Origin of the sequence: Nonomuraea ceibae, assembly GCF_019396325.1 — a bacterium.
Taxonomy (GTDB): domain Bacteria; phylum Actinomycetota; class Actinomycetes; order Streptosporangiales; family Streptosporangiaceae; genus Nonomuraea; species Nonomuraea ceibae.
The window spans coordinates 31,063-42,653 of the sequence record NZ_JAHKRO010000008.1 but is presented as its reverse complement, the minus strand read 5'-3'; the positions used below and the strand labels follow the sequence as shown (position 1 = coordinate 42,653).

Here is an 11,591-nt window from a genome sequence, read left to right as displayed (position 1 = left end):
CTCTGAGCTGGTGGGCGATACTGGGATCGAACCAGTGACCTCTTCGGTGTGAACGAAGCGCTCTCCCGCTGAGCTAATCGCCCGCCCTGTGCGGCTCCTCGCGGTGCCGACGGGGAAAACCATACCGCACTCCCGACCCCCTGGCGAAACGGTTGCCCGGCGGGGGCGGGAGGCGGCCGGGCGGGATTCGGGTGAAAGGCGGCGGTTGCCCATCAGCGGGAGGGCCGGGTGGCATACCATCGTCGTGTCCCGGGTAGACGCGGACCGTGATCCATCTCAGGAACGTTCTTGGTGCGCTCGCCGGGACTGGCCCCACAACACGCAAAACCCTCGCAAATACGACCCGATTGATGCCGTTTAGCCAGGTAGATGCCCAAATGTCCAGCTGTGAGTTGCGTTACAGAAGGGCCTTGGAGCGGAATCTTTCCTACAGGTTTCTTCGTTCCGCGTCATAGCTCCGGACGAAGTCCGCCCAGAGCAGTGCAAGCCCCGTAGAGGGGACCTACGACGAAAAGGTTTGGCTGACGATGAACAGCACCACCGTCTCCGCCGAGCTTGGCCTTCGGCTTGTGGTCCCCGACCGTAGTACCGTCCCCCTGCTCGCCGGGCTGAGCTACACAGCCGACGACCCGTACGCCATCCGCATGGCTTTCCACGTGGGGAACGACGAACCGGTCGAGTGGATCTTCGCCCGTGAGCTGCTCACGGTGGGCATCGTGCGCCGGGTCGGCGACGGTGACGTGCAGGTGTGGCCGGCGCGCAACGACGGCGAGCGGACCCTGCACATCAGCCTGACCTCGCCGTTCGGGCAGGCGCTCTTCGAGGTGCCGCTGGCCCCGCTGACCGAGTTCCTGCACCGCACGTACGAGAAGGTGCCGGCCGGCCGCGAGACCGACTACATGGACCTGGACGCCGAGCTGACCAACATGCTCTGGCCGTCCTGAGTCAGGCGGGCAGCCTCTCCAGGGTCTTGCGCATCCGGGCGATCTCGATGCGCTGGCCCGCGTAGACGTCCCTGGCCATCATGCGCATGCGCTGGTCCTTGCCCTCGGCCAGCTCCTCCCCCGCCATCTTCACCGCGCCCTCGTGGTGCCGGATCATGAGCTGCAGGAACATCCGGTCGAACGCGCCGCCGCGGGCGGCGCGCAGCGCCTGGAGCTGTTCCTCGGTGGCCATGCCGTAGCCGTCGCCGCCACGGTGGGCGTGCCCGCGGGGGGCGGGACGGCCGACGAGCGCGAGCCAGTTCGTCATGAGGTCGATCTCGGGCTGCTGGGTGAGCGCGATCTGGTCGGCGAACCTGCGGACCTCCTCGCTGCGGCCTCGGTTGGTGACCAGGCTCGTCATCTCCAGGGCCTGGCGGTGGTGCGGGATCATGCCTTCGGCGAAGCGCACGTCGGCGGCTGCGGGGGTGGCCGCGCCCTGCCCGACGCGCTCGCCCGGGGTGGCCGTGCGGCCCGGCGCGCCGGGCTTTTCGGGCACGATGACGGGCGCTCCGGTGCCGACCGCCGACGGCCCGCTCGGCGCCTGTGAGCAGGCAGCCAGGGCGTTCAGCATCAGAACTGTGACCAATAGTGCGCGCATTCCGGACCTCGCTGGCATAGCTTCCATACTGAGCTATGAAACGAGGGGGACAGGCGTGATCTTGGCCAGGCTACGGGGGGCCGTGCTGTGCGCGGCCGTTCTGCTCGTATCCGCATGCGCGGCGGGCCCGGAGCGACCACCGCAGGCCGATCCGCCGGGCACCACGGCCGGGACGCCGGCGGGCCAGGCGCTCAAGCCGGGCGAGATCCGGATGAGCGACAACGTCAAGCACGTGGCGAACGTCCCGCGCGCCGCCCCGCTCAACGGCCCGATGGACTGGAACACCGACCTGGCCTTCCAGGGCGACTACGCGTACATGGGCAACTTCGGCGGCTTCACGGTCTTCGACATCAGCGACCCGGCCAACCCCAAGACGGTGAGCCAGGTGGCCTGCCCGGCCCAGCAGAACGACGTGTCGGTCTACCGCGACCTGCTGATCCTGTCGGTGGACGAGCCGCGCAGCGGCGAGGGCTGCGACTCGACCGACGGCGAGCGCGCCTGGGAAGGGCTGCGCATCTTCGACATCAGCGACAAGTCCAGCCCGCGGTTCGTGTCGGCCGTGGCGACCGACTGCGGCTCGCACACGCACACGATGGTGCCCAAGGACGACACGCTGTTCGTGTACGTGTCGTCGCCGGGGCCGGAGCCGGAGTCGACGACCTGCCCGCCGCCGCACAAGCTGATCCAGATCGTCGAGATCCCGATGGCCAACCCGGCCGCCGCCCGCGTCGCGGCCTCGCCCGACCTGCCCATCCAGGGGCACGAGGAGGCCACCGGCTGCCACGACATCACCGCCTACCCGGAGAAGAACCTGGCCGCGGCCGCCTGCTTCGGCGACGGCTTCCTGCTGGACATCGCCGACCCGCTCAACCCCAAGCTGCTGCAGCAGGTCAGCGACCGGGAGAACTTCCAGATCTGGCACTCGGCGACGTTCAACAACGACGCGACCAAGGTGCTGTTCACCGACGAGCTCGGCGGCGGCTCGGCGGCCACCTGCGACCGCAACACGCCCGCCACCAAGGGCGCCGACGCGGTCTACGACCTGGTCGACGGCCAGTTGCAGAAGCGCGGCTACTTCAAGATCCCGCGTGAGCAGCAGGAGGACGAGAACTGCGTCGCCCACAACGGCTCCCTGCTGCCCGTGCCGGGCAAGGACATCATGGTCCAGGCCTGGTACCAGGGCGGGGTGTCGTTCGTCGACTTCACCGACTCCGACAACCCCAAGGAGATCGGCTTCTTCGAGCGCGGCCCGTTCGACGGTGACGACGGCGGCATCGCGGGCTCGTGGTCGGCCTACTACTACAACGGGTACGTGTACTCGGCGGACATCCGGGAGGGCCTGGACGTGCTGCGGATCGACGACCCGCTGACCGACCCGGCCGCGAAGGTGGAGATGGCCGACTTCAACGTGCAGACGCAGAAGAGCTACTGAGCGGCGCGCCAGCCGCTGTAGGCGGTGGTCCAGGACGAGGTGAGCACCGCGCCCTGGACCGGCGCCCGCCATTCGACGGCGAACCGTGACGGCAGGCCGTGCGCGCCGAGCGTGAGCGTCCAGACGAGGGTGCTGCGCGCCAGCTCGTCCCTGCTCCAGCCGCCGGCGATGTCGCGCAGCAGCTCCTGGACGTCCTGCGGGGCGTCCGTGGCGGCCACCTCGCCGCGGTGGACGTCTCCCGTACGGTTCACGCCGGTGGTGGCGGCGGCCAGCGCGGCGGCGGTGCCGGTGGAGGCCAGGACGGCGATCACGCGGGCGTGGTCGGCCACGCCTTCGGGGACCCTGCCGGGGCGGCCGTCGCGGACGGTGACCTCGACGGGCCTGTTCTCGGAGGCGGGCGAGATGACGGTCATGGCGAGCTCGGCGCCGCCCCGGCGGTGGGCGATGCGGCCCCGGGCGTCGGCGTAGAAGTCGCTCTGCGACAGCCCGCCCTCGTAGGTGAAGTCGGCCGCCGGGGTGCGCGCCAGCGCCTGCCGTAAGGAGGCGGCGAGCGACGGCCCGGCCGGCGGGGAGGCGGCCGGCAGGGGGCGGACGGCCGCGGTGGTGACGGCGGGGTCGCCGCCGCCCTGCCACCAGGCCAGGCCGGCGGCCACGACGGCGGCCGCGGCCGCGACGGACACCACGCCCGCCGGCGCCCTGTTCCGCCGTCGTGCCGGTGTCGCGCCCTGCCCCGCCATCACGTCTCCGCTCGCCTCGTCATGATCACGCCCGCCGGACCCGGCGGGTCAGGGGTTGAGGTCGGCGGCGGAGCGCTCGGCGAAGACGCGCATGGCCTTGGCCGTGATCGGCCCCGGCGCGGCCGGCAGCTCGGTCTCGTCGACGAGGCTGATCGGCTGCACGTCGCGCGTGGTCGAGGTGAGGAACGCCTCCTCGGCCCCGTAGAGGGCGCTCAGCGGCACGTCGACCTCCTCGGCGCCGAACCACTCCAGGACCAGGGCGCGGGTGACGCCGGCCAGGCAGCCGGACTCGAGCGTCGGCGTGAGTAGCTGCCCGTCGCGCACGATGAAGACGTTGGACCCGGTGCCCTCGCACAGGTTGCCGGCCAGGTTGCCGAAAACGGCCTCGCCGCCGCCGCGCGCCTTGGCGTAGGCCAGGGCCTTGGCGTTGTCGCCGTAGGAGGTGCTCTTGACGCCGGACAGCGCGCCGCGCTCGTTGCGCGGCCAGGGCACGACGGTGACCTTGGCCGTGGCGGGGAACGGCTTCTGCTCGTCGACGATGACGACGCAGGTGGTGCCCTGGTCGCCGCGGTCGGAGCCGAGCGGGCCCGGGCCGCTGGTGTAGGTGATGCGGATGCGGCCGAGCGCCCAGGCGGGGGCGGCTTCCAGGCACCGGGCGACGCCGTCGGCGATCGCGTCGAGGTCGGGCTCCGGCAGGTCCATGCGGCGGGCCGACAGCGCGAGCCGGTCGAGGTGGCGGGTGAGCGCGAAGACCTCGCCGCGGACGATCTTCACGGTCTCGAAGACGCCGTCGCCGACCATGAGCCCGTGGTCGAACACCGAGACGGTGGCCTGCGCGGGGTCGATCAGCTCTCCGTTGACCCAGACCGGGATGTTCATCGATTTCCTCCTGAGGATGCCAGTGCCATGAGCCTGGACGCCTTGAGCTCGGTTTCGAGCCACTCTCGCCGGGGGTCGCTGCTCCAGGTGATGCCCGCTCCGGTGCCGAAGCGGATCTCGCCGCCGCTCATCCAGAACGTCCTGATGCCGACGGCCAGCGCCGCCGTGCCCCGGTCGGCGTCGACCCAGCCCACTGCCCCACAGTAGGGCCCGCGCGGCTCGGGTTCGAGCGCATTGATGATGCGCAGGGCCGACGACTTGGGCGCGCCGGTGACCGAACCGGGCGGGAACGTGGCGGCGAACAGCTCGGGCCAGCCCGCTCCCGGCGCGAGCCTGGCGCGCACGGTGGAGACGAGGTGGACGAGCCCGGGGTGCTCCTCGACGGCGCACAGCCGGGGCACCTCTACGGTGCCGACGGCCGCGACCCGGCCGAGGTCGTTGCGGACCAGGTCGACGATCATCACGTTCTCGGCGTGGTCCTTCTCCAGCAGGTCGCCGGCGGTGGCGCCGGTGCCCTTGATGGGGCCGGACTCGACGACGTCGCCGTCGCGCGACAGGTAGAGCTCGGGCGAGGCGGACACGACGGCGAGGCCGGGCACCTGGATGACGCCCGCGTAGGGGGCGGGGTTGCCCTCGGCGAGGCGGGCGGCGAGGGCGAGCGGGGCGGCCCCGTCGGGGAGCGGCGCGGTCAGCACCCGGCACAGGTTGGCCTGGTAGACCTCGCCGCGCTCGATGTGGTCGCGGATGGTGCGGACGCCCCGCTCGTAGGCGTCCTGGTCGAGGGAGCCGCGCCAGTCGCCGGGGCGGGGGCCCTGCCAGGGGGCGCGCGGGCGGGGCAGCGGGGCCTGGCGCACCTGGTCGAAGCGGGCGCAGGTGACCTTGCCCTCGAAGCCGACCACGACGGCCCACCAGCCTTCGGAGTCGAGCGCGGCCAGGTCGGTGGTCACGTCACGCAGCCCGGTGGCGAGCCGGCCGTTTAGGTGGGCGAAGCCGTACACGCTTCCCATTCTTTCAGCATTCGGACAAACTCCAGCGCCGCAGGCAGTGGCGCTTCGGGCAGGGCAGCGTACACCTTCCGTACGGGCAGCTCGTCCCGCAGGGGGCGCAGCACGAGCCCGGCGGGGACGGCGCGGGCGGCGAGCTCGGGGACGAGGGTGACGCCGAGCCCGGCGGCGACGCAGCCGAACTTGCCCGACCACTCGGCCACCCGCAGCCCGCCGCGCGGGGTGAACCCGGCGGCGGCGCAGGCGGCGGCGAGCAGCGTCGGCTGGCCGCGCGGCGCCGCCTCGATCCACCGTTCGCCGGCCAGCTCGCGCAGGTCGACGGCGTCCTCACCGGCCAGCCGGTGCCCGTGCGGCAGGCAGACCAGCAGCCGGTCGTCGCGCAGGTGGACGACGCGGCCGCCACCGCTGGGCAGCCCGGCCGGGTAGTCGCTGATCACGGCCAGGTCCAGCGCACCGGCCTGGAGCCGTTCGGTGAGGCGAGGGCTGAGCGCTTCGACGAGCCGCAGCTCCACGCCGGGCCGCCGGTCGGCGAAGCGGCTGAGCGTCGCGGGCACCAGCTCGGCGTTGGCGGTGGCGAACGCGCCCACGCGCAGCGTGCCGCCGCTGCCGCCGTGGATGGCGGCCAGCTCCTCGCCGGCCCGGTCGAGCCGGTCGAGCACCGCGACGGCGTGCCGGTGCAGCGCGGCCCCGGCGGGGGTGAGCCGCACGCCCCTGGGCAGCCGCTCGAACAGCGGCCCGCCGGCGGCGCGTTCCAGGGCGGCGACGCGCCGGGAGACGGCCGACTGGGTCTGGCCGAGCAGCTCGGCGGCGGCCGTGAACGAGCCGCCCCTGGCCACCTCGTCGAACAGGCGCAGGGCCGCGGTGTCGAAGGCATTCACGTCAGGCATGGCTGGCATGCAATCTAGTCGGTGGTGGAATACCGTGCGAATCCCTTCAATGGTGACGTGATTGCATTTCTTGGACAGGGACGCATGGGCGTCCCCATGGCCCGGCGGCTCGCCGAGGCCGGGCACGAGGTGACGACGTGGCGGCGCGGGACCGGGATCTCGCCCGCCGAGGCGGTGGCCGGGGCGGACCTGGTCATCACGATGCTGCGCGACGGCGACGCGGTGCGCGAGGTGCTGACGGCGGCGCTGCCGGGGCTGCGGCCCGGCGTGACCGTGGTGGAGATGTCGACGATCGGCCCGGACGCGGTGCGCGAGCTGCGGGCGCTGCTGCCGCCCGAGGCGGGCCTGGTGGACGCGCCGGTGCTGGGCAGCGTCGCCCCGGCGGCCGAGGGCACGCTGACCGTGCTGGCCGGGGGCGACGTGGCGGCCGTGCGCGAGGTGCTGGCGGTGTTCGGCACCGTGCGGGAGCTCGGGCCGCTGGGCGCGGGCGCGGCGCTGAAGCTCGCCGTCATGAGCGCGCTCGTGCCCGCCCAGGTGCTGCTCGCGGAGACGTTCGCGTACGGCGAGGCGCACGGCGTGGACCGGGACGCGCTCGCCGCCGTGCTGGCGGGCACCCCGCTCGGCGCGCTGGCCGGTCGGCTGGCCGCGCCCGCGCGGGAGACCCGTTACGCGCTCGGGCTGGCGGCCAAGGACCTGGACCTGGCCGCGTGGGACGGCGCCTCGCTGGCCGCCGCCGCGCTGCGCCGCCTGCGCGAGGCCGAGGCGGCGGGCCTGGGAGAGCGCGACCTGACCGCGATCGCCGGGCACGTCGGGCGGCCCGCCGCGCCGGGCCGGGCGGTGCCGCTGAACCCGGCGGCGGTGCCGGCCACGAACGGCATGTACTCGCACGCGGTCCGCGTGGGCGACATGCTGTACGTCTCGGGCCAGGCGGCCTTCGACGCGAACGGCGACGTGGTCGGCGAGGGCTCGATGGCGGCCCAGGCCGAGTGCGTCTTCGAGAACCTGTCGCGCATCCTGGCCGACCAGGGCGCCACGTTCGCCGATCTCGCCTTCATCCGCACGTACCTGACGAACATGGACGACAGGGTCGAGTACGGGCGCGTACGGCGGAAGTACATCACCGGGACGCCGCCGGCGAGCACGACCGTGGAGGTGTCCCGGCTGTTCATGCCCGGCCTGCTGCTGGAGGTGGACGCGATCGTGGCGCTGCCCCGGCGTTAGGCCAGCGGGCCGGTCACCGACTCGACGGCCTCGACCACGCCGCCGTCTGCGACGAGCCGCACGGCGGCCTCGATCTCCGGCGCGAGGAAGCGGTCGGGGCCGGGACCCGGCACGGTCTCGCGCAGCGCCTTGACCACGGCGGCCGTGGCGGGGGCGGGCTCGAGCGGGCGGCGCAGGTCGAGCGCGCGGGCGGCGGTGAGCACCTCGACGGCCAGCACCCGGGTCAGCCCGTCGACGGAGCGGCGCAGCTTGCGGGCGGCCGACCAGCCCATCGAGACGTGGTCCTCCTGCATGGCCGAGCTCGGGATGGAGTCGACGCTGGCGGGCACGGCCAGGCGCTTGAGCTCCGACACGATCGCGGCCTGCGTGTACTGGGCGATCATGTGGCCGGAGTCGACGCCGGGGTCGTCGGCCAGGAACGCGGGCAGCCCGTGGTTGCGCGCCACGTCGAGGAAGCGGTCGGTGCGCCGCTCGGACATCGAGGCCAGGTCGGCGGCCACGATCGCCAGGAAGTCGAGCACGTACGCGACGGGCGCGCCGTGGAAGTTGCCGTTGGACTCGACGCGGCCGTCGGCGAGCACCGCCGGGTTGTCGACGGCGCTGGCCAGCTCCCAGCCGGCGACGGCGGCGGCGTGCGCGATCGTGTCGCGGGCGGCGCCGGCGACCTGGGGGGCGCAGCGCAGCGAGTAGGCGTCCTGGACGCGGGTGCAGTTCTCCGGGTCGCGGTGGCTGGCCATGATGCCGGAGCCGGCCAGGATCTTCACCATGTTGGCGGCGGCGAGCGCCTGGCCGGGCTGCGGGCGCAGCGCCTGCAGCTCGGGGGCGAACACGCGGTCGGTGCCGAGCAGCGCCTCGACGCTCATCGCGGCGCTCACGTCGGCGGTGCGCACGAGCCGGGTGAGGTCGTCGATGGCCAGCACGAGCATGCCGAGCATGCCGTCGGTGCCGTTGATGAGCGCCAGGCCCTCCTTGGCGGCCAGCTCGACGGGCTCGATCCCGGCCTGCTTGAGCGCCTCGCCCGCCGCCGTGACGTCGCCGGACCGGTCGCGGACGACGCCCTCGCCCATGAGCGTGAGCGCGACGTGCGCCAGCGGGGCCAGGTCGCCGGAGCAGCCGAGGCTGCCGTACTCGTGGACGATCGGCGTGATGCCGGAGCTGATGAGGGCGGCCAAGGCCTTGGCCGTGGTCGGCCGCACGCCGGTGTGGCCGGTGGCGAGCGTGTGCAGGCGCAGCAGCATGAGCGCGCGCACCACCTCGGTCTCCACCTCGGGCCCGTTGCCGGCGGCGTGGGAGCGCACCAGGGAGCGCTGGAGCTGGGCGCGCAGCGAGGGGTCGATGTGGCGGGTGGCCAGCGCGCCGAACCCGGTGGACACCCCGTACGCGGGGACCGGGCTCTCGGCCAGCTCGTCCACCCGCTGCCTGGAGGCCGCGACGGCGGCCATGGCGTCGTCGGTGAGGCGTACGGCGGCGCCGTGGCGGGCCACCCGGATGACGTCGTCGAAGGTGAGGGGTTCGGGACCGACGTTCACGACTCCGTTGTCGCGCATGATGTGTTTTCTCCCGCTTAGGTAACCGGCGATTGCCAGGTTAGCTCCTTACTCCAGGGCGCTGTCACGTGGCTCGGGAAGAGCGCCGCCAGCTCACTCCTGCCCTCGTCGGTGAGGGTCAGCGCACGCGGCGCCGCGCCCTGCCGGAACCAGCCGCGTTCCAGCAGCACCGCCGTGACCGCCGCGCCGAGCGCGCCGCCGAGATGGGGCCGCCGCTCGGTCCAGTCAAGGCATTCCGGGGCGAAGCGCCGCCTGGTCGCGCGCGCCCCGGCCACGTGCACGCCGATCCCGGCCAGCAGCCGCTCCCCCTCGGCGGTGACCTCCTCCCCCGCCAGGCAGCCGCTGCCGCGCAACGCCTCCAGCAGCGCCACCCCCGCCTTCCCCGCCAGGTGGTCGTAACACGTACGCGCCTCCTCCAGCAGGCGGGCCTGCCGCGACTGGCGCAGCGACCGCACCGGCGGGCGGGCGCTGACGCGGGCCAGCACCTCCAGGACCTCGGCCACCTCCGGCCCGGACAGGCGGTAGTAGCGGTGCCGGCCCTGCCGGACCACGGTCACGAAGCCGCCGTCGAGCAGCCGCGCCAGGTGCGCGCTCGCGGTGGCGGCGCTCACCCCGGCCAGCCGGGCCAGCTCGCCCGCCGCCAGCGCGCGCCCGCCCAGCAGCGCCGTCAGGATGGCCGCCCGGGTCGGGTCGGCGATCAGCGCCGCCACGGGGGCGATGTCGGCGTCACGAACGGTGTGGTCAGCAGCCATACCGTGACGTTAACCCACCCATCCTTCGCCGCCGGACGAAGCAATAGGCTCGCGACCGTGATAAACGAGGCAAAGGACCGCGCAGGTGACAACTGAGGCAAAGGTCGCGCTCGTCACGGGCGCGTCGCGGGGGCTCGGCGCGGTCATCGCGCGCAGGCTGGCGGGCGACGGCTGGACCGTCGCGGTGAACTACCGCTCCGACCACGACAGAGCCGAGCGGGTGGCGGACGGGATCCGGGCCGCGGGCGGCCGGGCGGAGACGTTCGCCGCCGACGTGACCGACGAGGAGTCGACCCGCGCGCTGGCCGAGGCCGTCGCCGGGCGGCTCGGACCGGTCGGCGCGCTCGTGCTCAACGCCACCGGGCCGCAGCCCGAGGTGCCGATCGAGAACCTGACCTGGCAGGACCACCTCGACCAGCTCACGTTCTTCGTCAAGAGCCCCACCCTGCTCGTACGGGCCTTCCTGCCCGGATGGAAGGAGCGCGGCGGCGGCCGGGTGATCCAGATCGGCTCCGACGTGGTCGACCGCGCGCTGCCCCGCATGTCCGCCTACATCGCGGCCAAGGCGGCGCAGCAGGCGCTCACCCGTTCCTGGGCCCGCGAGCTCGGCCCGCACGGCGTCACCGTCAACCTCGTCGCCCCCGGCTGGATCCCGGTCGAGCGCCACGCGGGCCTGGAGGTGGACGAGTACCTGTCGGAGGTGCCGCTGGGCCGCATGGGCACCCCCGGCGACATCGCCGGAGCGGTCTGCTTCCTCGCCTCGGACGCGGCCGCGTTCATCACGGGCGAGCGCGTCACCGTCAACGGCGGGCACACTTAGACCCCCGGTTGCCGTCAACGGCGGGCACACTTAGACCCCCGGTTGAACGTGCGGCGGCCAGGATCGGGCCATGACCGATTCCGCGACGAACCCCGCGATCGCCGTGGCCGAGGCCGCCGACCGCTGCCTGGCCCTGGCCGCCACCTGGCTCGCCTGGGACGGCAGGCCGATCGTCACCGAGGGCCTGTGGACCCCCGCCAAGGCCGCCCGCCGCATCCAGGACCACCTCGTCGACCACCTGGCCGAGGTGGAGGCGCTGCTGGCGGGCGAGCCGCCGCTCGACACCCCCTGGCACGGGCGGACCGTGACGCTCGACTCCGACTGGGCCCGCTTCACCGAGCTCGACCTGGACGAGGCGCGCGCCCGCTGGCCCCGCCTGGCCCAGGCGTACGCTCACCGCTACGCCACCGCCCCCGACGCCTGGGACACCCCGCGCGACCCGAACTGGACGCTGCGTGAGATCGCCGCCCATGTCGCCGGGATCACCTGGTACGCCGAGCAGGTCGGAGCGCTCCGGTTTGGGGAGTCGGCGAGTTTTCGCTAGAGTTCTCTCGTCGCCCGGCACCGGCCGGGCGGGCGCGGAAGTGGCTCAGTGGTAGAGCATCACCTTGCCAAGGTGAGGGTCGCGGGTTCGAATCCCGTCTTCCGCTCCAAGGACGATTAGCTCAGCGGGAGAGCGCTTCCCTGACACGGAAGAGGTCACTGGTTCAATCCCAGTATCGTCCACACGG

Annotated in this window: 12 protein-coding genes and 3 tRNA genes; 7 read left to right on the top strand and 8 right to left on the bottom strand. The window is 73.3% G+C overall.

The annotated features are described in order from the left end of the window. Positions 1-8: 8 nt before the first annotated feature. A tRNA-Val gene (locus KME80_RS07965) sits at positions 9-83 on the bottom strand. Between the two features lie 444 nt (positions 84-527). Between KME80_RS07965 and KME80_RS07960 the strand changes: the two genes are divergently transcribed. Continuing rightward, positions 528-944 carry an SsgA family sporulation/cell division regulator gene (locus KME80_RS07960; protein WP_049570603.1) on the top strand — a complete coding sequence of 139 codons (417 nt, stop codon included), beginning with the start codon at positions 528-530 and terminating at the stop codon, positions 942-944. A gap of 1 nt (position 945) precedes the next feature. Here KME80_RS07960 and KME80_RS07955 read toward each other — a convergent pair whose 3' ends face one another. After that, a complete protein-coding gene (locus tag KME80_RS07955) occupies positions 946-1,554 on the bottom strand; it encodes a DUF305 domain-containing protein (protein ID WP_246644313.1) in 609 nt (202 codons plus the stop codon). An 82-nt stretch (positions 1,555-1,636) separates the two neighbouring features. Here KME80_RS07955 and KME80_RS07950 point away from each other — a divergent pair, with 82 nt between their 5' ends. Then, positions 1,637-3,013, top strand: coding sequence for an LVIVD repeat-containing protein (locus KME80_RS07950; protein WP_308125653.1), 1,377 nt, complete (start codon positions 1,637-1,639; stop codon positions 3,011-3,013). Here KME80_RS07950 and KME80_RS07945 read toward each other — a convergent pair. The 4 genes from KME80_RS07945 to KME80_RS07930 form a co-directional block, all read right to left on the bottom strand. After that, positions 3,007-3,696 carry a hypothetical protein gene (locus KME80_RS07945; RefSeq protein ID WP_219502052.1) on the bottom strand — a complete coding sequence of 230 codons (690 nt, stop codon included), beginning with the start codon at positions 3,694-3,696 and terminating at the stop codon, positions 3,007-3,009. The two genes, KME80_RS07950 and KME80_RS07945, sit on opposite strands and share 7 nt — an antisense overlap. Before the next feature lie 102 nt (positions 3,697-3,798). After that, the gene (locus KME80_RS07940; protein ID WP_219502050.1) at positions 3,799-4,629 is read right to left on the bottom strand and encodes an aminotransferase class IV; all 831 of its coding nucleotides are present in this window, start codon (positions 4,627-4,629) and stop codon (positions 3,799-3,801) included. Then, positions 4,626-5,636, bottom strand: a complete 1,011-nt coding sequence (locus KME80_RS07935; RefSeq protein WP_219502048.1) for a chorismate-binding protein — start codon at positions 5,634-5,636, stop codon at positions 4,626-4,628. The genes KME80_RS07940 and KME80_RS07935 overlap by 4 nt, the downstream gene beginning before the upstream one ends. Then, positions 5,606-6,520: a LysR family transcriptional regulator gene (locus KME80_RS07930; RefSeq protein WP_246644312.1), complete on the bottom strand. Its 915-nt coding sequence runs from the start codon at positions 6,518-6,520 to the stop codon at positions 5,606-5,608. The genes KME80_RS07935 and KME80_RS07930 overlap by 31 nt, the downstream gene beginning before the upstream one ends. Before the next feature lie 57 nt (positions 6,521-6,577). Between KME80_RS07930 and KME80_RS52650 the strand changes: the two genes are divergently transcribed. Continuing rightward, on the top strand, positions 6,578-7,741 hold the full coding sequence (locus tag KME80_RS52650) for an NAD(P)-binding domain-containing protein (RefSeq protein ID WP_219502036.1): 1,164 nt from the start codon (positions 6,578-6,580) through the stop codon (positions 7,739-7,741). On the opposite strand, the gene hutH is transcribed toward KME80_RS52650, so the two are convergent. Then, complete coding sequence (hutH, locus tag KME80_RS07920; RefSeq protein WP_219502034.1) at positions 7,738-9,288, bottom strand: histidine ammonia-lyase; 1,551 nt, start codon at positions 9,286-9,288, stop codon at positions 7,738-7,740. The two genes, KME80_RS52650 and hutH, sit on opposite strands and share 4 nt — an antisense overlap. A 17-nt stretch (positions 9,289-9,305) precedes the next feature. Beyond that, complete coding sequence (locus KME80_RS07915; protein ID WP_219502032.1) at positions 9,306-10,040, bottom strand: ArsR/SmtB family transcription factor; 735 nt, start codon at positions 10,038-10,040, stop codon at positions 9,306-9,308. An 85-nt stretch (positions 10,041-10,125) separates the two neighbouring features. On the opposite strand from KME80_RS07915, the gene KME80_RS07910 reads away from it, so the two are divergent. The 4 genes from KME80_RS07910 (at position 10,126) to KME80_RS07895 (ending at position 11,586) form a co-directional block, all read left to right on the top strand. Then, the gene (locus tag KME80_RS07910; RefSeq protein WP_219502030.1) at positions 10,126-10,860 is read left to right on the top strand and encodes an SDR family NAD(P)-dependent oxidoreductase; all 735 of its coding nucleotides are present in this window, start codon (positions 10,126-10,128) and stop codon (positions 10,858-10,860) included. 70 nt (positions 10,861-10,930) lie between these two features. Next, entirely contained in the window at positions 10,931-11,404 is a 474-nt protein-coding gene (locus KME80_RS07905) for a hypothetical protein (protein ID WP_219502028.1), read from the top strand. Between the two features lie 34 nt (positions 11,405-11,438). Continuing rightward, positions 11,439-11,513, top strand: a tRNA-Gly gene (locus KME80_RS07900). A 1-nt stretch (position 11,514) separates the two neighbouring features. Then, positions 11,515-11,586, top strand: a tRNA-Val gene (locus KME80_RS07895). Positions 11,587-11,591: the final 5 nt, after the last annotated feature.

What these genes read in the sequence shown, in the direction of transcription:
- KME80_RS07960 (WP_049570603.1), top strand. Translation starts at nt 528, where the DNA reads ATGAACAGCACCACCGTCTCCGCCGAGCTTGGCCTTCGGCTTGTGGTC.
- KME80_RS07955 (WP_246644313.1), bottom strand. Translation starts at nt 1,554, where the DNA reads ATGCTGAACGCCCTGGCTGCCTGCTCACAGGCGCCGAGCGGGCCGTCG.
- KME80_RS07940 (WP_219502050.1), bottom strand. Translation starts at nt 4,629, where the DNA reads ATGAACATCCCGGTCTGGGTCAACGGAGAGCTGATCGACCCCGCGCAG.
- KME80_RS07935 (WP_219502048.1), bottom strand. Translation starts at nt 5,636, where the DNA reads ATGGGAAGCGTGTACGGCTTCGCCCACCTAAACGGCCGGCTCGCCACC.
- KME80_RS07930 (WP_246644312.1), bottom strand. Translation starts at nt 6,520, where the DNA reads ATGCCTGACGTGAATGCCTTCGACACCGCGGCCCTGCGCCTGTTCGAC.
- hutH (WP_219502034.1), bottom strand. Translation starts at nt 9,288, where the DNA reads ATGCGCGACAACGGAGTCGTGAACGTCGGTCCCGAACCCCTCACCTTC.
- KME80_RS07915 (WP_219502032.1), bottom strand. Translation starts at nt 10,040, where the DNA reads ATGGCTGCTGACCACACCGTTCGTGACGCCGACATCGCCCCCGTGGCG.
- KME80_RS07905 (WP_219502028.1), top strand. Translation starts at nt 10,931, where the DNA reads ATGACCGATTCCGCGACGAACCCCGCGATCGCCGTGGCCGAGGCCGCC.